Origin of the sequence: Nonomuraea angiospora, assembly GCF_014873145.1 — a bacterium.
GTDB classification, from domain to species: Bacteria; Actinomycetota; Actinomycetes; order Streptosporangiales; family Streptosporangiaceae; genus Nonomuraea; species Nonomuraea angiospora.
Map to the genome: position 1 here is coordinate 2,509,202 of NZ_JADBEK010000001.1, position 20,316 is coordinate 2,529,517.

A 20,316-nucleotide genomic window follows, 5' to 3' on the forward strand; every position below is an offset into this window, starting at 1 on the left:
GAGATGAGACCGTGATGCGTGCCCGCTTTCCCCGTCCCTGGATCTCCGCCGCGAGCGAGCGGCTGACGCGCGAGGTAGCAGGCGCCGTGGCGGGGCGATCCCCCGCCGCCACGCTGGAGGAGATCGGCCGCCTGGTGGCCTGGAACCACCGCATTCACCACGCTGAGGCGGTCAATCTCAATCCCGCGACAAACGTCATGAATCCCCGGGCCGAGGCGCTGCTGTCGGCTGGACTCGGCACGCGTCCCTCACTCGGCCATCCGGCGGAGAAGTACGAGACGGGCCTGGAGGCCATCGAACGGATCGAGATCATCGCCGCTGAGCTGGCCGCGCAGGTCTTCGACGCCGACTACGCCGAGGTCCGCGTCGGCTCCGGCGCGCTTGCCAACCTGTACGCCTTCATGGCGACCTGCCGCCCCGGCGACACGATCATCGTTCCACCCACGAGCGTCGGCGGCCACGTCACCCACCACGCTGAGGGGGCCGCCGGGCTGTACGGGCTCACCACCGTCCCCGCCCCCGCCGCCCAGGGCGGCTACACGGTCGACCTGACTGGGCTGCGGGAAATGGCCATGCGACTTCGTCCGAAGTTGATCACCATCGGCGGCAGCCTCAACCTCTTCCCCCACCCGATCGCGGCCGTGCGGGAGATCGCCGAATCCGTCGGAGCACGCGTGCTCTGCGATGCGGCCCACATGTGCGGCATGATCGCCGGCGGGGTCTGGCCGAACCCGCTGCGCGAGGGCGCGCACCTGATCACGATGAGCACGTACAAGAGCCTTGGGGGGCCGCCCGGCGGGCTGGTGGTCACGGACGATGAGGAACTGGCGCAGCGTCTCGACACCATCGCCTACCCCGGGTTGACCGCCAACTCCGACGCCGGTCGCATCGCCGCATTGGCCGTCACGATGCTCGACTGGCAGGCGGAGGGGCCCGCCTACGCACAGGCGATGGCGGCGAACGCGGCCCGGCTCGCGGCTGAACTGCGAGCGCTGGATGTGCCGGTGTTCGCGGGTGGGACCAGGTCGCACCAGTTCGCCGTGCCCGCCCACCGCTTCGGCGGAGGGCAGTGCGCCTCCCGCCGGCTCCGAGCCGCCAACCTGCTCGCGTGCGGCATCGGCCTGCCCATGGCGCCGGTGGCCGGCGACCTGAACGGCCTGCGGCTCGGCACCCCGGAGATCACCCGTAACGGCATGGACGAGGACGACATGCCCGCTCTGGCCGCCTTCATCGCCCGCGCCCTCGCCCCCGCCAGCGTGCCGGCCACGCTGGCGGCCGAGGTCACCGCATGGCGTGCGCCCTTCACCGAAGTGCGCTTCACCGCGGTCCCCCGGCCAGTAGGACCGCCTCATGACCCCTCCGACCAGTAAGGACCATGATGGAGCCGCTTTCCCGTCACAGCGACCGCTACTTGGACGTGCCCCGGGTGACCTGCCAGGTCGGGGTCCCGCTCGCCGATCAGCCGAAGATCGGGCACAACCGCTGGCATCCCGAGATCCCACCGGCCGTGACGGTGGATCCAGGCGGCGAGGTGATCCTGGAGTCGGCCGCCTATGACGACTACCAGATCCACGACAACGGCAGTCTCGACGAGCTGCGCCACGTCGATCTGTCCCGCATGCATCCGCTGACCGGCCCGGTGCACGTCAACGGCGCACGGCCCGGTGACGTGCTGGTCGCGGAGGTGCTCGGCGTCGAACCGCTGAGCGGCATCGCCTTCGCCAACATCCTGCCCGGCACGCCCGGACTGCTCGGCGAGATCTTCCCTGATGGTTACCGCTCGACGTGGTACGCCCGCGGCGGCATCGCCGAGTCGCCGCAGGTGCCCGGCGTGCGCATTCCCGCCCAGCCCCATGCCGGAACCATGGGGGTCGCGCCGTCGTACGAGCTGATGCGACTGTGGCACGAGCGCGAGCAGCCCCTCTACGCCGACGATCGCGCCTTCCCCCCGGATCCGCGCAACGCGTTGCTGCGTGGCCTCGGAGCCGACGCCGCCCGGATGGCGGCCCGAACCCAGCCGCCCCGGGAGAACGGCGGCAACATGGACATCAACGCCCTCGGCCCGGGCGCCACGATCTACTTCCCGGTGTTCGTGGAGGGCGCGCTACTGTCGCTCGGCGACCACCATCTCGCGGCAGCGGACGGGGAGTGCAGCTTCAACGCGATGGAGATGGACGGCCGCACCTGGCTACGGCTGCGTCTGATCAAGGACGGCATGGCCCGTCACCGAATCACCACGCCGATCGTCCGTCCGGCTCCCCTGGTCGCGCAGTTCGGTGCCGACCGCTATCTCGGCTTCACCGGTTTCTGCTTCCGCGGTAAGGAGCAGCGGTATCAGGACGCGAGCTTCGCCGCCCAAGAGGCGGTGCGCCGGGCCGTGGACTACCTGACAGGGCTGGGCTACAGCGGCGAGCAGGCGTACGTGATCCTGAGCGTCGCCCCCGTCGAGATCCGCGTCAGCTGCATCGTCACCATTCCCAATCCGACGGTGACGCTCTACCTTCCGATCGACATCTTCGACCGGGACGTCTTGCCGAGCTGACGTCCAGCCCCGTCCAGGTAGGCGATCACACCGTTCTCGGCGCCTGGGTCGGTGACAGGCGTGCGGCGCAGACACGGCAGGAGGCCCGCAACGGTTCCTACCAGGATGGCTGCTTCCACGGCACGAGATAGCCCGGCGGGCCGCAGGACGACGACGTCTCTTACGACCAGGACCAACGGCCCCGGCTGCCGGCATCGCCTGTGAGTTCTGGGCGCAGGCCTCCCGCCGGCGCGTCGAGACCCGGCACGAGCTGCTGACCGCACCGCTTCCCTGCGTCCCCCGGCCGTACTCAGCGGCCGAACCCTGTCATCACGACCGACCCGACCGTTCGACTGATCAAAACTGACAGTTACACGCCCTACGGGGTTGGCGGCGGGGACGGTTGGTGCGATCCGGGGGCCGCCGGCAGGGACCGTCCGGTTCACGATGAGTTTGCCGCTTCTGGCGGGTCATAACTCGTGACAGGCTCACCAACCCACGAGAACGGAGCCATCGATGCCAACGGACGAGGAGCGCATTCGTACGCCGCACGAGGGCGTGCCCGGCCCTCGATGCCCACGGCCGGACGCGGTCACCCTCCCGCCTATGCCAGGCGAACACCCCACGGCCAAGCGAACCGTCGCAGTCGCGGGGTACGCGGCATGAGCATTCGAGGAGACCGGAGGACCTTCTATCAGCTGTTGGTCAACACTCTGCTGGTGTCGGTCATCAACAACACCGTCTGGTTCGCGATCACTTTCTACGTCTATCTGCAGACGCGTTCGGTCTTCGCCACCGGCGTGATCTCCGGCATCTTCCTGGTGATGACGGCGCTCACCGGTGTCTGGTTCGGCAGCCTGGTCGACCGCCACGCGAAGAAGACGATGATGCAATTGTCGGCGTTGGTGTCACTCATGCTCTACGCCGCGGCGCTCGCGGTTTACGGGGCAGTCCCGGAGGAATCGTTCACCGATCCGGCGAGCGTTGCCCTGTGGACGATGATCGTGCTGCTGATGTTCGGCGTCATCGCGGGCAACATCCGGACGATCGCGCTGCCGACGCTGGTGACCACGCTGATCGAAGAAGACAGCAGGGACCGGGCCAACGGGCTGGTCGGCAGCACGTCGGGCGTGAGCTTCCTGGTGACATCGGTCTTCAGCGGCCTGCTCGTGGCATTCGGCGGCATGTTCTGGGTGCTGATCCTGGCGCTGACGGCACTCGCCGCAGGCGTGCTGCACCTGGCCGCCGTGCGGATGCCGGAGCGGCCGGCGGCCCCCGGCGTGCCCGTGCCGGTGGGGGCAGGGCCTTCGGCGGAGGCAGCCCCGGTGCTCGGCGAGCCGGCCGCCGCCCCGGCGCACGCCGTGGACCTGCGGGGCACGATCCGGCTGGTCCGCGAGGTGCCGGGGTTGATGGCACTGATCGCCTTCTCCGCGTTCAACAATTTCCTCGGCGGCGTCTTCATGGCGCTGATGGACGCTTACGGACTGTCCCTGGTGTCGGTGCAGGTGTGGGGGCTGCTCTGGGGCGTGCTGAGCACCGGCCTGATCTTCGGCGGGCTGCTCGTCGCCCGGACCGGCCTGAGTCACAACCCTGTACGCGTGCTGCTGCTGGTCAACCTGGTGCTGTGGACGGTGACCCTGCTGTTCCCGCTACGGTCCTCGATCGTCCTGCTCGCTGTCGGAATGTACGTGTACATGCTGCTCGTGCCGTACGCGGAGGCCGCCGAGCAGACGATCCTGCAGAAGGTCGTGCCCTACGAGCGGCAGGGCCGGGTCTTCGGCTTCGCGCAGAGCGTCGAGCAGGCTGCCTCTCCGCTGACCGCGTTCCTGATCTCACCGATCGCCCAGTTCGTCTTCATCCCGCTCATGACCGGCGGTGGTGCGGGCGCCCAGACGATCGGCGGCTGGTTCGGCACCGGCGCCGACCGCGGTCTTGCCCTCGTCTTCATGCTGACCGGCGTCATCGGCCTGATCGCCACCACCCTGGCACTACGCAGCCACCCGTATCGGCGGCTGAGCCACCGGCTCGGCTCGGGCCCGGCAACCGGGGCAGCCACCGCAGCGTCGCCTCGACCTTGAAGCCGCCGCCGGGCAGCCACAGCGACAGAAAACAGCACTCCGCGACGCTGAACGGCATCGAGGGAACCGGCTCATGATCTGTGGGTCGCGGGTTCAAGGTACGCCCGCCCTACCCTGGGCTCGCCATCGAGGTAGTTGATCATCTTTGGTTGCTCGTTGACTGCTCCTCACCTCATACTCCAGGATTTTGCGATACACAGTGTATGTGTACAGTACGATCTGTTCTGGATCGAGACAGAGAGGCAGCTCCATGGCAGGAACCCCGCACTGGCCACCGGAGGGTCTCTACAGTGGCCTGCTTCCGTGGCATCGGCCCGCACACGCTCCTGTGCGCCGCGCGCTCGGCCTCGACACCACCGGCATGGACCTCGCCCCACAGCGATCGGCGCTGCGCAGACCAAGGCGTCCAAGCGCGGGCTCACCGCGCGGTTCCTTCGCCACGAACGCGTTGCGACTGGCCGAGCTCGGGGAATCCTTCGACGCCGTGCTCGGCTCGCCGGTGTTCCACATCTTCGGCGACGACGAACAAACCGCCTATGCCGGCAGCCTGCATGTGGCGACGAAGCCTGGCGGTCGGCTGTTCCCCCTCTGCCGCCATCGACGACACCGTCATCCCGACCTCGTCCCGGCCCGGCTCGCCGCGCTCACCAGAATCCGACCCCCTCATCAAATCCCCGAAAGGACTGCCGATGCCGACCGCCGAAGCCCGCGTCGCGACCGAACGCGCCAGCCGATACCTCGTCCAGCTATGCCGCCACGCCACCCAGCTGGGCCACGGCTTCCCCGCTCACCCAGGCCGCAACCGGCACATGGACAGCGAGAGGCCGAAGAACATTCAGGCTGAATGGTCGGAAACCAGCGGGACCATCACCGTCGACTGGGGATCCTGCGTCCTGAAGGCCACTCCTGAGGCCTTGACACTAAGCATCGAGGCCGAGGACGAGGACGGGCTGCGGCGCCTCCAGACCCTCCTCACCAGGAACATCACCCGGATGGGCAGAAGGGACAACCTGGCCGTGGACTGGAACCGTACGGACGTGAACGCCGAGACGGCGCCCGCCATCGGGACGGCGCCCGGCGAGAAGGCCACACCACGTCGAGATCGGCACACGGTGGTCGGTCTTACGTTGGCCGCCCTCCTGGCGGTCGGCGTGCACGTGGGCCTGGCCGCGGGCATTCTGACGATCCCGCATTGGGCTGGAGTGGGCGCGGACGTCGTCCTGGTGGCCCTCCTGGTGAAGGCGGCCCTCGTAGCGACCCACGTCTGGCGCCGCCGCCCATCCGCCAAAGCCCGCTGAGAACGAGCGGGCGTCCGGCTCAGCGGGCTCGCAACCCCGCCAAAGTGAGTGCGACGAGCGTCTGGACAGCGGCTTCCGACGGAAGGGCGGCAGCCGCCTGAAGCGCGTGGAGGCAGAACGTGGCAAGCTCGTCCGCCGCCACGTCATCACGTATGACACCGGCCCGCACGGCATCGGCCAGCGCGTCACGGAGCATGGCGTGCAGCTGCTGCCGGGCGTGGCCGGCGTCGTGCGATCGGTGCAGGAGCGTGACGAGGTCGGGGCTGAGACCGTGCCCTGCCATCTGTCGATGGATGAGCGCGTACGTCTCCAGCATGGCCTCCAGCCGCTGCCCGGCATCGCTCTCGCGCTCCCCCGCCCGTGCGAGGTGCTCCAGATGCCCGGCGACCTGGCGGTTGTGCCAGGCCAGCAGAATCGTCTCGACGTCGGGGAAGTATTTGTAGAGCGTGGCTCGGCCGATGCCGGTCTTCTCGGCGATCTGCGACATCGTCACCGCCAGCAGCCCCCGCTCGCCCACCAGCTCGACTGTGGCGTCCAGGATCGCGTCATGCACGGTACGGCGGTGCGCCTCGATCGTCTCGTTCCACAGCTTGGGCACCCAGCTAGTGTACGAGGCGACATAGGAGCCACATCTTGCCCACGTCCCCACTCCCTGACGGTGGCAGAGCTCCCCCAGCAGTGCCCGCATCGAGCTTCCCTGCGGAGACACGGCGGTCAAGCACCTACGTGCGCCGGTTGACCATGCCCATCGCAACCCGGTCATCGGACCGACGTCATGACGCCGGCGATCGCGGCATGAACCACAGCTTTCTCTTCACCGGTCAGGTCCAAGGGGCGATGTGTGAGGGTGTTGTCCGTGTGGACGTGAACCTCCAGCCCCGACGACCTGGCACCAGCGCTCAAACGGCGTGCGTCCACGCTTATGTCGGCGTCCGCGAGGGCTACGCCCTCACTGACGGCCGAGCTGCACACCCACGCCGGCATCTCGTCCTTCCGACCCCGCACAGAACAATCCATGCGCACGCGATGCGCGAAGACGTTACCGTTAAGGTCATGATCATCTGGGTCGCCTCGTTCCCTCGATCAGGCAACACCTTCCTCCGCATCATCCTGAAGCAGCTGTACGGCGTGCGCACCTCCACCGTCTACGACGTCGATGGCGTGGCCGCGCGGCTCGGCCCTGACCTGATCGGCTTCGAGGAGCGTCCCTCCTCCATCGAGGAGATGCGCGCTTCCGAGAAGCTGCATTTCGTCAAGACGCACCGGCAGCGTGCCAGGGAAGAGGATCGGGCGATCTGTCTCGTCCGAGACGGCCGCGACTCCATAACCTCATGGGCGCACCTGACCAGCGCGCCTGATTTCGAGGCCGAGATCCGCGCGATAATCAACCGTCGTGACGATGTAGGAACGGGCAGCTGGGGTCAGAACGTACTGAGCTGGCTACGTCCGCCCGCGCCCCATCGCGTGATGCTCCGCTACGAGGAGCTGATCCGCCGGCCGCGACGGACCGTCGAGACGGTGCTGGCCACGCTGGCGCCGGCCCTGCGGCCACTGCCTGATGCCCGCATCCCTACCTTCGCAGAGCTCCACCAGGTCGATGGCGGATTCTTCCGGAGAGGACACCCGGGCACACACTCGGACGAGCTGCCAGAGGAGCTGCACCAGCTCTTCTGGTCCCGCCCCGACAACGTCGCGGCCATGGAGCTGCTTGGGTATTCACGCGATGCGTGAAGGTTAGGTCCGCTCTCGCATTTCCGGTCCAGGGAATCTACGCATCTCGAGGATGCCGTCGATGAAGTCGTTCACGGCACCCGGTGCATAGAGGCGCCGAAGCCTCATGGAAGCGTCCTCTGGCTGCGACTCAGATCACCAGCAAAGCGCCGCCAACGCCGGACGGCATTCGCCCGCTTCCCGCCTACATGGACCATCCGCTTTCAGCCTTTGATGTGGCTTCGCACACCCTCTGCGGGCGGGAAATCAGGCGTGGTGGCCCACTGCCGTCGTCTCCAACGGTGCCTGATCGAGGCCGGTTCCGCAGGAGGCGCTCACCGGCCTCTTCACCGACGAACACGGCTTCCTCTGCCAGAGGATGACCGACCGCATCGACGACCTGCCCGCTCGGATCGAGGCCATAGTAGGTGAATGACCGGGGCTTGCGTGCAGGCCCGCGACGAGGACGGGGAGCTGAGCTGTTACGAGGATGCTCTCGTGGGGCGGCCATGTGACTGCGGCCGCGACGAGCGGGTGCGTCGGCGGTGTTGATCGGACCGGCTCATCCTGGGAGCTTCCGCCAAATCTTCTGCCAGGACCTCTGCAGAAGGTGGAGGGCCGTCAGCAGCCGGGAGCGTCCCGTCCATCCAGCGCGACTCAGCGTCAGTCTCGGCGCAGTCGCGACATAACCGTTCTGGAAGGTCGTCCCACTTCCATCCAGCGCTGTCGCGGTAGTAGTAGTCGAAATCGGCCCTGGTTTCTTCTACATCAAACGTCTCGCCGCACCTGGGGCAGTCCTCTTCGCCGTTCGTAGGCGAGGGGCCGAGACATTTAGGGCCGTTCTCGAACTACTGCAGCCGGGGGGGCGGCGGCGGGCAGGGTGTTCGGGGACGTCCCGGCCCGCCGTTTGTCGTTTTGTCAGTTGACCTGCGGAAACATCTCAGATCGACGCAAACAAGATCAACCTTTTGGACCTATCCAGCACCAACGCGAAGAGCGCGACGAATGCGCAGATTCACCAGCCCCCGGGCAAGCCGGTACTGCTCGGCATGATCTACCGAGTACCGGCAGCCGCCGCACACCGGCCGAGCAGCCCACACGCCCAGGTTGATCGGGCCGCGCTGAGGAACCCACGCCGACTTGTCCAGCACGCTCGACTTCGACCTGGACACGTAGCTGGCCAACACCAGTCACCCGACATCCATCACGCCGCAGATATCGCACCGGTAGAGCGTGCCCTGATCATCCTCGCCGAACTCACTCCATAGATGAGCGTTGCCCGCCAAGTCGTACGGGTCGCCCGAGCAGAACTTCCGCGAACCAGCGCCCCGGCTTGCCGCGCCAGCCCGGCGGCCCGCGGACGTGACATGAGGCTTGGCAGGGTTAGGGACAGCAGGCGAAAGCATGGCATCTCCCAGGTGAAACGCTTCCCAAGCGGGTGGTGGGCATGTCCCTTTCCCGAAAGAAACCCGCGAAACCGTCAATTGGAGCCAGTGCTGGTCAACCTCCTCCTGGTACAGGTGGGCTCGCGATCAGCTGACGCGCGGAGCACATGCGGGAGGCGTACGCCGGGCACCTGATGTCGTTTAGGCGGTCAGGGGCTACTTCAAGAGCTGCCTGGCCATGACCAGGCGCTGGATCTGGTTGGTGCCCTCGTAGATCTGAGCTTCCTCGTCTACTCCATCTGCGAGCAGGGCAGGTCCGCGCCGTGGATCTGGGCGGGCGATGTCGGCCACCTGTGGCGGACCACCGTTGACATCCGGGACATCTGGCCCGAGGTCGCCGCGATCTTCCGTTCGACAGTCGCGCTCGCAGAGCACGCCGGCCCCGGCGCCTGGAACGACCCCGACATGCTCGAGGTGGCCAGCAAGGCGACCCTTGAGATCCTGACCAACCGCGACCTGATCGCGATCGATCAGGATCCGCTCGGCAAACCGGCGCGGGTGCTTTCGCACGTCGGCAAGCAGTGGATTCTGGTGAAAGACCTCGCCGGCGGCGACAAGGCCGTGTTGTTCTTCAACGAGGACATGGGGCCGGTGACGCAGCGCGTCTCGTTGCGATCGCTCGGCATCGGCGGCCGCGGTTCCTACGTGGTCAAGGATCTCTGGTCGCACAAGAGATCGCAGGTGCACGACCGGCTCACCGCCTTCGTCGAGGGTCACGGGACGGCGATCTACCGGGTCTCCCGACCCCGCGACATCCCGAGCCTGAAGCAGTCTCACGTCGCGGCGACGAACTCGGTCACCGACACCTACGTCGAGCCGGGCAAGTCGACGACCATCACTGGCAACCTGGTGAACGACGGCACGCGATCCATCAACCACGTTGCGCTCACTCTCAGCGTCCCCCCCGCTGGAAGGTGGAGCAGGTCAAGGGCCCGAGGTCGAGCGTGCCCGGCGGCGCAAGCACGAGCGCGTCCTGGGAGCTGACCGTGCCACCCGGCGCATCAGTGAAGGCGTACTCGGTCGAGGTCTCCGGCAGCTACCAGGTCGGCGGGCACCGGGAACGGAGGAGCAGCGAGAGACCGATCGTCGTCCCGCCCGCGCCGCCCACGGCGACGAGTTGGCTCAGCGACCTGCCGCGGACGTCGGCGGTCGGCAAGGCCTACAAGGACCAACAGCTCATCCCGAAGTACACCCCTGGCAGCGGCCTGTCCTACGAATACAAACCGATCACGATGCGCGGCGTGACCTACGCCAAGGGCGTCGGCACCATATCGGGATCGAGCTTGATCTACTACCTCGGCGGGCGCTGCTCGAAGCTGACCGCGATCGTCGGTGTAGATGACAACGCCTTCTCGTACGGGCTGCCCACGCCCTCGCTACCGATTCGGATCGTCGTCGATGGCAAGACGGTGTTCGATCAAAGGGTCGCCCAGGGTTCGCCGGTCGTGATCGACGAGGACCTCAGCACCGCCAAGGCCGTGGAGCTGGAGGCGGAGTTGGAGATGATCTCCAACCTCTCTGTCGACTGGGCGAACGCTCGGGTGGTCTGCTCTTAGAGGCCAAAGGATCGCCGCGGACCGATGACCGGCCCGCGGCGATCCTGGGTTCCGCCCCGTGGCTGACGGCCCCGTACCGAGCTCTGCAGACAGGCGATCACCGCCACGAGCGCTCACCGACCGGATAACCGCGCTGCGCCGCATCTCCCACACCCGCTGCTGTCCCAACTCCGCCAACAGCGTTGGCGGGCACCGCTGCGCTGCCGGCATGTAAGCCCTCCGAGGGCTTGCTGCAGCCGGTTGCCAGCGAGTTCGTCATCGGCTCCAACGTCAGGCTGCTGGATCATCGACCGTACGTTGCTTGGTGAGGCGTCAGGTGTTGGTCCACGAATGCGAGGCGGTGAGGACGAGTGTCGCGGTGAGGCCGGCGACGGCGAGAGTCAGCAGCAGGATGACGACTCGGGCGGTACGCCCGGATAGGGGCGTTGTTTCGCGACCGATGCCGACGATGCGGAGTGCGGGCAGAATTCGGCTGAGCGTGTGCAACCCGGTCGTTATGACCCAGGCAGCGGTGGCGATCTTGTGGAATGTCACCAGGCTCGTGGTGTCAGGGCCTGCGGCGACGAGGGCGAGTCCGGTGCCGAGCAGCGCCAGGGTGGACACGACGACCAAGGGGCCGAGGACGCGCAGAAGCATCGGTGGCGGGCCGGCCTGCCGGTAGGCGGGTCGATGGGTGTAATAGCGCAAGACACGCCAGCCGGTGGTCACGGTCTTGAGGAGTGCCGGTGGCACCAGCAGCGTTCCGATCGTAATATGCCAGCTGATGAAGCCCTCGAGATCGAGCATGGTGCCGATCTCGGCGAGAAACAACACCAGCAGCACCAGCCCGGTCCATGCGGTCAGGCGGGCGTTGCCGGCCGGGCCGCCGGTGCGCGGTGCGACCGGGTCGACCCGGTGGCGGCGCCCGGTCGCCTCGGCCAGGGTCTGGCCCGCCCACCGTCGCCACCGCGCTCCTGGCGCGGCGTCCGGTGTCCCGTCGTCACCGCCGATCGTCATGGCGAAAGGGTCGACAGAGCGCGGGGAGGCTCGGCCGCGGTCGACCCCTGCCTCACCCACTCGAAGACCGTGGCCTCCGAACGTGCGCCGGCGAGCGTGCGGGACCGGTTGGGTTCGCCGAGTTCGGCCAGCAGATGCTCGGAAAGATCGGCCAGCGTCGCCAAGCTCGCCGGGGTGAACCAATCGGGTCGGGTCGCGAACAGCAGATCTTCGCTGGCGGTGTTGCCGCTGGCGCTGGGCGCGAACGGGCAGCCCCCCAGGCCGCCGAGCGTGCCGTCGATCACGCTCGCCCCCGCGGCGAGGGCGGCGAGCGAGTTCGCCACCCCCATTCCCCAGGTGTCGTGACCGTGAAAGACGATGCGGCGCCACGCAGATGCGTCGCGCACCGCCGCGACGAGCGCGCTCACCTGCGCGGGATGCGCCTGTCCGAGGGTGTCGGCGAGCACGATGTCTGCCGCGCCCTGCGCACGCGGATCGTTCGCGATCTCCAGCACCCGCCGCGGATCCACCGCACCCTCGAACGGGCAGGTGAACGCGGTAACCAGGCACAGCTGAATCGAGCCGCCGGTGTCGCAGGCCAGGCGGACGGCCGCCGGCATGGCCGACAAGCTGTCCTCGGTACTGCGACCGATGTTGGCCTTGTTGTGCGAATCCGAGACCGACAAGCAGTACTGGAAGTTGCGTACGCCGGCGGCTGCTGCTTTCTCCACGTGCCGCGGTGTGGCCACCCAGAGCCAACACCGTTGCAGCTCTGCGGGTGTCAGTGCGGCGACCAGCTCCATCGTGCCGGCCATCGGCGGGACCAGGTCAGGCCGGGCCATCGAACCGATCTCCAGCGCCGGGACCCCCAATTGCAGGAGGGTGCGGGCGATTTCGAGCTTGCGTTCGGTGGGCAGCACATTGCCGGTCAGCTGCAGACCATCGCGCAGGGTGACATCGCGCAGGGTGACATCGCGCAGGATTATCGCCGAGCCGTCGTGCGCTGGTGGGTCGGATTGGCGGGAAGCGTTCATTTCTCGCTCCGGGATCATGTGGCGCAACGTCTTGTCGAAGCCCGATTGCGCCCCGGTCATTATTGGTTTTCGCGGAGATAGCGTCGCCGGATCTCGTCGGTATGCGCTCCCAGATCCGGTCCGATCGAGCCGCACGGTACGCCGGCCTCGCCGAGGATCTCGAGGACCTCATCACGCGGTCGCCTCGCGGTCCATGCGCCCATCGCGTCGTCGAGCGCTTCGCGCCGGGCTCAGCGACCATCGTTGGTAGCCAATTCGGGATCCGCAGCCAGATCCGGACGGTCGATGACGGTCATGTACCGCTGGAAGATGGCGTCGGAATTGCCGCGATGACAACCGATTTGGCGTCCGCGCACAGGTAGGCGTTGGACGGCGCGATACCCTCCATGCGTCCACCGGTGCGGTGTCGTTGGACTCCGTGGGCCAGGTAGTCGGGAACCAGCGACTCCATCATCGAGTAGATCGATTCGTTCAGTGCGACATCGATGATCCGATCTTGCAAAGGAATTGACTTGCCGGGGTGTCGTTGCCGATCAAGAAGCGCCATCACCGCGCCGAACGCGCCGTAGAGCCCAGCGATCGAGTCACCGATCGACACCCCCACTCGCGTCAGGGGCGAGGACGGGCCATCGAACGCCGGCGTCTGGTTCCCGACCGGCACCAAGCCCGCGCTCTGCCCGTAGAACATCTCCGACGCCGAGCGCGCTGGACACTGCTGCGCGGGGTTGCCGGGGCGCTGTTCGAAAAATAGTGCCTCGAGACCGATCACCAGCGGCAAGTCCAGCACATCAAGCCAGACCATCGGCTCGTCGCCCGGATTGTGATGCTCGTGCACGGTCCATCCCGGCGTGAGCACCAGGTCGCCGGGCGTCATCGGAATGGAGTCGCCATCGACCACGGTGTAGGCGCCACGGCCGCCGAGAATGAACCGCAGGGCCGCTGCGGTGTGGCGGTGGGGCGGCGCCAGCTCACCGGGCAGGAGGAATTGCACCCCAGCCCACAACGACGGCGCGATGAAGGGCGCACCGCCCAGACCGGGGTTGGCCAACCCGATGACCCTGCGGTCGCCTCCCCGCTCGATCGGGACGAGGTCCCCGGCGCGGCCGGCCAGCTCGTGGAGGTCGGCGGCCCGCCATCGATGCGGGACAGCGGCGGCCTTGGGTTCGGAGGTAAACATTTCGCCCAGCTCCCACAACGGCCGCAGATCCTTGGCTGCCAGGTCGCCGTAGTAGCTGTCGAGCTCGGGGTCCGGGGAGGTGTAACGCTTCGTCGTCATGCTGTCGGTCACTCCGATCGTGAGGTGCTGGACGCTAGCCGAGATGGGCGGTGAGGCGCTCCCAGTTGCCGTGTGCGATAGCTTCACGCTCGGCCGCGGTGAGGGCCGCGTCGTCGAGGAAGTCGTGGGCGTTGCCGGCATCGATGAAGGGGTAGTCGGTGGCGTAGAGGATGCGGTCGATGCCGACCACCTCCTTGGTCCAGTGCAGGTAGCGTTCGCTGAGGATCCCGCTGCCGGTGTAGGAGACGTTGCGCGCGAAGTAGTCGCCGATCGGCCGCTGCAGGGACAGTCCGGTCCAGGACTGGGTCTGGGTGATCCGGTCGAGGTAGAACAGCACGACCTCACCCCAGTGCCCGGTGATGATCTGCAGGGTCGGGAACCGGTCGAAAGTCCCCGCCAGCACCAGCCGCAGCAGCTGCAGTCCGGTCTCGTAGTGCCATCCGACCATGGGACCTGCGAAGACTTTGTCGGCGACGGTCCCCAAATGCGAATAGTAGGCGTCACGGACAGGCGTGTCGGGGAACTGGGGGTGCAGGTAGATCGGGCAACGTAGCTCCGCGGCCGCCTCCCAGATCGGTGTCATGTCGGGATGGTCGAGGTTCCTCGACCCGGTCCGGCCATGGATCATGGCGCCCTTGAGGCCGAGGCCGGTGACCGCCCGCCGCAGTTCCTCAGCGGCCGCATGGGGGTCCGGGGTGGGCAGTGTCGCGAATCCCTCGAAGCGGCCGGGATGGGCGCGGACGGCTGCGGCGATAGCGTCGTTGGCCTCCCGCGCGAGCGGGACCGCCCTTGCCGCGCCGAGGCTCTGGACCCCGGGCGGTGTCACCGACAGCACCTGAACGTCGATGCCCTGGTCGTCCATGTCCGCCAGCCGGGCCTGACCCAGGTCGAGAAGCCGGTCGATGAGGTCCGGGCGGCCCGTGGCGGCCCCATACAACTGCCAGGTTTCCGGCACCGTCCGCCATGCCTCGAAGATCCCCGCCGTGACCAGGTGCTCTTCGAGAGCGGTGATCTTCAGCATGGGCGCTGTCTCCTTCCTTATCCAGCCAGGGCCAGCTGGGCGGTCGGGCCTGACCGGGCCCGGTGTCAGCGTGTTCCGCACGATCTCATCGCCACGGTGTTCGTCGCCGCGACCAGCTCCCACCTCCATCGACTACAGGTCCTGGGCTCTGGTCGTCTGTGCTGCGTGAGCGCTGACACCCGGCGTCGTATCGCTGTGTTCACGCGGGTACTCCCGCCTTCAGGATTCGCCGGCTCCACCAGGCGCACGCGGCGATGGCGGGTGGGCGCGCGCTACTGCCAGTTCTTCGGCAACGTCGGTGAGGAACTGGGTGTTCTTGCGCAGACCACCGGTGGTGGCCTCCACCATCGCCATATGCGCCGGCGGCAGGCACGCGCACAGCGCCGTCATCGCCCGATCGTCACAGTGCAGGCTGATGCCCTGCGGACGACCCTGCACGTCGTCGCGCTCGTACGCCACGACATCGATCCCCGCCTGGCGCAGCCCCTGTGTCAGGGTCGATCCCCCCATCCCCGCGCCGATTGCGACTACACGCATCCTCCAAGCCTTTCTTCACCAGTCGATGAAGTACGATAGCACGATAGTTCACCGCATGGTGGAGAAAGGGTGATACGCTCCGAGCATGAGCGACCTCGAAGGTCGTTAGGCGTTGTCAGCAGCAACGCCGATGGGCAATCAGCAGGCCACCCTGGTGCTCGTTCCCGAGAGCGGTGCGGTCACCGGCACGTGTAAACCAGCATGGAACGCTCATGTCGCTACCACAGCGGTTCGCCGAGCTCAGTAAGGGGCGTCATCATGGCATTCAGCCTTGGCATGGTCGGAGCGGGGCAGTTCTCGGCCCACTTCGCCTCCCTCTTCCACCTGCACCCTGGCATCTCCCACGTGTACGCGACGGACGAGATCGAAGGTCGCGCGGAGAAGCTGGTCGACGTTTGGGGCCTGGCCGGCGCACGCCCCGACTTCGACGCCATGCTGGCCGATCCGTCGATCGACGCGATCGCCATCTTCACGCAGCGCTGGACGCACGGGCCGCTCGTCGTACAGGCCTTGCGTGCCGGCAAGCACGTCTTCTCGACGGTGCCGATGGCGGTGTCGCGGGAGGAGATCTCCTCGATCATCGACGCGGTGCGCGAGACGGGCCTGACGTACATGATGGGGGAGACCAGCTACTACAACCCTGCCACCGTCTTCGCGCGGCAGAAGCTCGCCGCGGGAGAGTTCGGCCGGGTGTTCTACGCCGAGGGCGACTACCTGCACGACATGGATCTCGGCTTCTACGACGCGTACCGCTTCAGCGGCGGTGAAGCCTGGAAGGCGACGGCCAGTTACCCGCCCATGTGGTACCCGACCCACTCCATCGGCGGAGTGCTCGGGGCGATCCCGAGCCATGCCGTGAGCGTCAGCTGCATCGGCGTTCACGACGAAAGAGGCGACGGTGTCTTCGACACCGGGGTCAGCATGTTCGGCAACGACTTCTCCAACATGACCGCGCTGTTCGAACTCGCCGATGGCGGCTCGATGCGGATCAACGAGTTCCGGCGGGTGGGCTACCCAGCACGGACCCGCGAGAGCCGGTTCCGCTTCTTCGGCACCGAGGGCAGCTTCGAGCAACTGGCCACGACCTCGATCTGGCAGGACAAGACCGAAGCGAAAGACGTGTCCGAACTGATCGAGTCCCGGCCGACCTTGAGCCTCGATGATCCCCTGCTCGCCGATGTCGCACCGGCGCTGCGCGCCGCGTTCGTGTCGGGGCACGCTCCGGTGCACGACGAGGAGGCCGCACGCCTGCCAGCCGAGTTCAAGGGGGCGCCGAACGGACACGAGGGGAGCCATCAGCTCCTGGTCGACGATTTCGTACGCGCCGTCGAGGTCGGCACCCTGCCGACAGTCAATGCATGGGCCGCCGCCCGCTTCACTCTGCCCGGCCTGATCGCGCAGGAATCGGCCCTTCGCGGCGGCGAGCGTCTCGCCATACCCGATCTCGGGGACGCTCCCGTCCCCGTCGGCAGTCCGCTGCGGTAGATGGTCTGGGCAGTTTGACGACTCGCGGCCCGGGGAGGGAGACGACGATGTTCCCGTGTACACGAACCCGTTCTTCACGGAGTTCGCCCACGCCGTCGAGAAAGCGGCGCGATCACGGGGATACGCGCTCCACGTGACGACCGACGCTCCCGAGCCGGGCAAGCTGCTTGAGCGGTTCAGCGAGCTCGCCGCCCGCCAGGTCGACGGAGTGGTCATCGTGCCGGGTTCGCGTTCGGTGGACGCATCCGGCCTGGTCGGCCTGCCGCGGGTGCAACTGAACACGACAAATCCGCTGCCCGAGGTCGACAGCGTGGGGGGCGACCTCTATCGGGGCGCGTTCGAAGCGACGGAGCACCTGATCGCTCACGGGCACCCGGGAAGGCAGCTACCGGGCCGGCCTCGAACTCGCCGCGGCGGACGACCGGCCCTGGCGCGATCTTCGCCTCCTCCGGCCTCATCGCGCTCGGCGTCCTCCGGGCTCTGCACGAGCAGGACGTGCAGGTTCCGGAGGGCATCGCCATTGTCTCCCTCGACGGATCATGGGAGACCGAGTACTCCTGGCCCGCACTGAGCTCGGTACGACAGCCCATCGAGGCGATGGCCGAGGCATCCGCCGACCGGCTACTTGATCAACACAGTGCCGAGCGCCGGGAAGGTGACGCCGCCGCCCGTGTGCCGCTCGAATATCGAGTTACGCGGCCTGAGCAGCGTGGTGGTATTCGTTGATCGCGCCTGCGGCGACGGCGATGTGAACGTCGATACCCATCGAGCCCTCGCGCCGGATGACTGCTTCCGGCGCGAAGAACCCTGCGACATGGAAGGCCTCGCTGTGGACGGACGGCGGATTGTCGCCCACCAGAATGACTGGAACGGAATTCATTACTCGTCTCTGCTGAATTGGCTGGCGGCGCGGGCCCGTTCCGAGCGAAGCGGCGTCATGGAGCTCACCGTTGCGCTACGACGATCATGCAAGGATGGAGCGGCACGACCCGGGACCGGTGCACGGCCCCTCGAAAAACGGCGCTGACCAGCGCTGACGACCCTCGCACGTACTCCATGACAGCCTCGTTGGCAAGAACTCCCACTGATCGAACCGACCGAACGGGATCCATCGGATGCCTGGACGGACAGGGATCGCTTGGGCCAAGACTTGATTGTGCTCGCGCGGGGAGAGAAGCGCCATCCTGTTGGCGGCTCATTCGACGGACCGGGGTGTCAGAGAAAACGCACCAGAACGGGCCGGAAATACCCATCAGCCGTGGGTGGGATTATGGGGGATCTTGGCGTAGTTGTCGCCGGGCTGCGACCCGAGCCTCGTGTGCGGCGGGCGGCTCAGATCGCTTCACCGTGGCCGTGGTGTTCGTCGTCGGGGGTGACGTAGCCGATGCCCTCGTGCAGCCGGACGGTGTTGTAGAAGGTGCGGCGTGCCGGAACATCCAACGGCCGGACCGGTTGCAGTTGTCAGCCGCGGTTCGAGATGGGAACTGCGGATTCGGCTCCCGTGGGGTCCGCTTCGGCGCGCAGGATCCGCCAGATCACATAGGCGCAGGCGGCGGTTGCGGGCATGGTCAGCAGTGTGCTGACAATCCCGAGCACGATCACGTTCCCGGCCAGGTACAAAGGCACCATCACCATCGCGCCGATGGCGAATTTCGCCAGGAAGACCGCCGAACACTTCTGGTAGAGGCGCCGCCTCGCACGATCGCGCCGCCAGGTGAACCGTTCACCGCGCGCTTGCCCCACCACCAACCCGATCAACGGCCACCCCACCAGCATGGATACCAGGAACACGGCCGCGCCGGCCACGCTGGCCAGCACACCGACAAGGTAGAAGTTGACCCCCACCCCGCTACTCCCGGCCAAGAACGCAGACACGCCCACCGTGAGTAGCCCGCCTGCTGCCTGCCAGTACTTTCGGTCGGTCCACACCCGGGCCACCGCGATGACGAACACACCACCGACTGCGATCAGGGCGGAGGTCGTGACTTGGCCGGTTATCAGATAGACAACCGTGAACAGCGCTCGGGATGCGATGCTTTCCGCGAGCGTGCGCCAGCCGCCCACTACGGCGAACAAGGACAGCGACTTCTGCGTCAGCAGGTTGAAGTTCATGTGCTGACCTCCGCTCCATTGGATCCGCCGGATCCGCCGGGGGTGGGAACCATGCGGGGGGTGCCTTTGGTGACGCCGGGGGCGGGGAAGCTGTCGCGGCGCATCGCGTCCTCGTAAGCACCGATCGCGGCGCGCAGACTCTGCTGCCCATGGGAGGCCTGGACCAGTTCATCGCAGAGGCGGTGCGCATCCTGCATCGCCAAGTTGCCGCCGAAACCCGGTGCCACGTGGATCGCATCGCCGATGACCGTCACCGGAGCAGCCGGCCATGCCTGCATCAGCGGGATCAGCCCGCCCCGCAGGGCGACTGTGAGGTGCGGCCATGCGTGGTCGACGACCATCTGCAACGTCGGGTGAAAACCGGCGGACACTTCCTGCGCTCGGCGCCACACCGTGGCCGGTGATTCGGCCGAACCGAGCACCTCCTTCGTGACGGGCAGCGCCCACATCATGTAGTCCTCGGCATCGGCGACGACGCGGGAGCGCAGAGCAGGCAGCCACTCCTTCCTCGCGACGACCGGCGGCTGGCTGAACCGCAGCACGGCCATCGCCATCATCGCGCCGTGCGCCTGTGCGTTGGAGGGGCTGTGGCCGATCAGTTCGGGTAGCCCGGTACCGGCCACGGCCCGCAGCGGCGTCGCGCCCATCAGCGTGCGTTTCCCCGTGTCGACCACCCGCACATGAGGCAGGTACTGGCGGCGAACGGCTGAACCGATGCCGTCCGCACCGACCAGCACGTCGGCGGTGTCCGTACTGCCATCGGCGAACCACGATCGGACGGTCCCGTCGGGCCGCTGTTCGAACCGCGTGAACTCCGCCCCGAACCGCACCGTGTCCTCCAGTCCGGTCAGCAGCACCGCCCGCAACAGCGGCCGGTGTACCTGCCGCCCGGGACGCACCCCCGCCGTGCCGTCCAGCGGTTGGCTCCGCGCAACCACGAGCCTTCCCTCTACTTCGGACAGGAGCAGCCTCTGTTCGCGCGGTCCGCCCATGGTGGCCTCCGCCATCGCCACGTGCGGCGGCGGCAGGCACGCCCGCAGCGCAGCCGTTCCGCGGTCATCGAAATGCAGGCTGATGCCCTGCGGGCGCCCCTGCTCCCCTTCCCGCTCGTATACCACGACGTCGATTCCCGCCCGTCGCAACCCGTGGGCCAGCGTCAACCCGCCAAGCCCCGCACCGACCACGACCACCTTCACCCTGCCGACCTTTCTCCACCGGTTGATGAAGTTCAAGGTAGCACGTACCGGGTGAATAACTTCACCAATCGG

At 67.3% G+C, this 20,316-nt stretch carries 19 protein-coding genes and 2 pseudogenes; 11 read left to right on the top strand and 10 right to left on the bottom strand.

The genetic code is table 11. The features are described 5' to 3' along the window. The first annotated feature begins 14 nt into the window (after window positions 1-14). The 3 genes from H4W80_RS11480 (at window position 15) to H4W80_RS11490 (ending at window position 4,599) form a co-directional block, all read left to right on the top strand. On the top strand, window positions 15-1,370 hold the full coding sequence (locus H4W80_RS11480; RefSeq protein ID WP_192785083.1) for a serine hydroxymethyltransferase: 1,356 nt from the start codon (window positions 15-17) through the stop codon (window positions 1,368-1,370). Between the two features lie 5 nt (window positions 1,371-1,375). Continuing rightward, on the top strand, window positions 1,376-2,542 hold the full coding sequence (locus tag H4W80_RS11485; RefSeq protein WP_192785084.1) for an acetamidase/formamidase family protein: 1,167 nt from the start codon (window positions 1,376-1,378) through the stop codon (window positions 2,540-2,542). A gap of 641 nt (window positions 2,543-3,183) precedes the next feature. Next, on the top strand, window positions 3,184-4,599 hold the full coding sequence (locus H4W80_RS11490; protein ID WP_192785085.1) for an MFS transporter: 1,416 nt from the start codon (window positions 3,184-3,186) through the stop codon (window positions 4,597-4,599). A gap of 418 nt (window positions 4,600-5,017) precedes the next feature. Here the strand turns inward: H4W80_RS11490 and H4W80_RS11495 are convergent, their stop codons facing one another. Then, complete coding sequence (locus H4W80_RS11495) at window positions 5,018-5,212, bottom strand: hypothetical protein (protein WP_192785086.1); 195 nt, start codon at window positions 5,210-5,212, stop codon at window positions 5,018-5,020. A gap of 76 nt (window positions 5,213-5,288) precedes the next feature. Here H4W80_RS11495 and H4W80_RS11500 point away from each other — a divergent pair, with 76 nt between their 5' ends. Further along, window positions 5,289-5,897 (top strand): DUF2218 domain-containing protein, encoded by a 609-nt coding sequence (locus H4W80_RS11500; protein WP_192785087.1) that lies wholly within the window; start codon window positions 5,289-5,291, stop codon window positions 5,895-5,897. A 19-nt stretch (window positions 5,898-5,916) separates the two neighbouring features. On the opposite strand, the gene H4W80_RS11505 is transcribed toward H4W80_RS11500, so the two are convergent. Beyond that, on the bottom strand, window positions 5,917-6,495 hold the full coding sequence (locus tag H4W80_RS11505) for a TetR/AcrR family transcriptional regulator (protein WP_192785088.1): 579 nt from the start codon (window positions 6,493-6,495) through the stop codon (window positions 5,917-5,919). 455 nt (window positions 6,496-6,950) lie between these two features. On the opposite strand from H4W80_RS11505, the gene H4W80_RS11510 reads away from it, so the two are divergent. The 4 genes and pseudogenes from H4W80_RS11510 to H4W80_RS11525 all read left to right on the top strand — a co-directional run bounded on the left by H4W80_RS11510 (window position 6,951) and on the right by H4W80_RS11525 (window position 10,608). Next, window positions 6,951-7,628 carry a sulfotransferase domain-containing protein gene (locus H4W80_RS11510; protein ID WP_192785089.1) on the top strand — a complete coding sequence of 226 codons (678 nt, stop codon included), beginning with the start codon at window positions 6,951-6,953 and terminating at the stop codon, window positions 7,626-7,628. A 1,691-nt stretch (window positions 7,629-9,319) separates the two neighbouring features. Beyond that, window positions 9,320-9,457: pseudogene (locus H4W80_RS64480) on the top strand (glycoside hydrolase family 27 protein); the annotation flags it as partial. Continuing rightward, window positions 9,458-10,036, top strand: coding sequence for a hypothetical protein (locus H4W80_RS11520; protein WP_192785090.1), 579 nt, complete (start codon window positions 9,458-9,460; stop codon window positions 10,034-10,036). A gap of 2 nt (window positions 10,037-10,038) precedes the next feature. Continuing rightward, window positions 10,039-10,608: an NPCBM/NEW2 domain-containing protein gene (locus tag H4W80_RS11525; RefSeq protein WP_192785091.1), complete on the top strand. Its 570-nt coding sequence runs from the start codon at window positions 10,039-10,041 to the stop codon at window positions 10,606-10,608. A gap of 312 nt (window positions 10,609-10,920) precedes the next feature. Here H4W80_RS11525 and H4W80_RS11530 read toward each other — a convergent pair whose 3' ends face one another. The 5 genes from H4W80_RS11530 to H4W80_RS11550 form a co-directional block, all read right to left on the bottom strand. Next, window positions 10,921-11,604, bottom strand: coding sequence for a hypothetical protein (locus H4W80_RS11530; RefSeq protein WP_192785092.1), 684 nt, complete (start codon window positions 11,602-11,604; stop codon window positions 10,921-10,923). Then, window positions 11,601-12,677, bottom strand: a complete 1,077-nt coding sequence (locus H4W80_RS11535; RefSeq protein ID WP_225963369.1) for a beta/alpha barrel domain-containing protein — start codon at window positions 12,675-12,677, stop codon at window positions 11,601-11,603. Before H4W80_RS11535 ends, H4W80_RS11530 begins: the two co-directional genes overlap by 4 nt. 232 nt (window positions 12,678-12,909) lie before the next feature. Beyond that, window positions 12,910-13,905 carry a cupin domain-containing protein gene (locus H4W80_RS11540; RefSeq protein WP_318786812.1) on the bottom strand — a complete coding sequence of 332 codons (996 nt, stop codon included), beginning with the start codon at window positions 13,903-13,905 and terminating at the stop codon, window positions 12,910-12,912. A gap of 22 nt (window positions 13,906-13,927) precedes the next feature. Continuing rightward, window positions 13,928-14,914, bottom strand: a complete 987-nt coding sequence (locus H4W80_RS11545) for an amidohydrolase family protein (RefSeq protein WP_192785093.1) — start codon at window positions 14,912-14,914, stop codon at window positions 13,928-13,930. 219 nt (window positions 14,915-15,133) lie between these two features. After that, window positions 15,134-15,451 carry a hypothetical protein gene (locus H4W80_RS11550; RefSeq protein WP_192785094.1) on the bottom strand — a complete coding sequence of 106 codons (318 nt, stop codon included), beginning with the start codon at window positions 15,449-15,451 and terminating at the stop codon, window positions 15,134-15,136. Between the two features lie 276 nt (window positions 15,452-15,727). Here H4W80_RS11550 and H4W80_RS11555 point away from each other — a divergent pair, with 276 nt between their 5' ends. The 3 genes and pseudogenes from H4W80_RS11555 (at window position 15,728) to H4W80_RS64490 (ending at window position 17,662) form a co-directional block, all read left to right on the top strand. Next, entirely contained in the window at window positions 15,728-16,936 is a 1,209-nt protein-coding gene (locus tag H4W80_RS11555; RefSeq protein ID WP_225964742.1) for a Gfo/Idh/MocA family protein, read from the top strand. A 55-nt stretch (window positions 16,937-16,991) separates the two neighbouring features. Further along, a pseudogene (locus H4W80_RS64485) lies at window positions 16,992-17,297 on the top strand (substrate-binding domain-containing protein); the annotation flags it as partial. Further along, the gene (locus H4W80_RS64490) at window positions 17,180-17,662 is read left to right on the top strand and encodes a substrate-binding domain-containing protein (protein ID WP_378526106.1); all 483 of its coding nucleotides are present in this window, start codon (window positions 17,180-17,182) and stop codon (window positions 17,660-17,662) included. The pseudogene H4W80_RS64485 and the gene H4W80_RS64490, both read left to right, overlap by 118 nt. Here H4W80_RS64490 and H4W80_RS11565 read toward each other — a convergent pair. The 3 genes from H4W80_RS11565 to H4W80_RS11580 form a co-directional block, all read right to left on the bottom strand. After that, entirely contained in the window at window positions 17,628-17,792 is a 165-nt protein-coding gene (locus H4W80_RS11565) for a hypothetical protein (RefSeq protein ID WP_192785097.1), read from the bottom strand. The two genes, H4W80_RS64490 and H4W80_RS11565, sit on opposite strands and share 35 nt — an antisense overlap. A gap of 605 nt (window positions 17,793-18,397) precedes the next feature. After that, the gene (locus tag H4W80_RS11575; protein WP_192785098.1) at window positions 18,398-19,048 is read right to left on the bottom strand and encodes a DUF3159 domain-containing protein; all 651 of its coding nucleotides are present in this window, start codon (window positions 19,046-19,048) and stop codon (window positions 18,398-18,400) included. Further along, window positions 19,045-20,280, bottom strand: a complete 1,236-nt coding sequence (locus H4W80_RS11580) for an FAD-dependent oxidoreductase (protein ID WP_225963370.1) — start codon at window positions 20,278-20,280, stop codon at window positions 19,045-19,047. The genes H4W80_RS11575 and H4W80_RS11580 overlap by 4 nt, the downstream gene beginning before the upstream one ends. Between the last annotated feature and the right edge of the window lie 36 nt (window positions 20,281-20,316).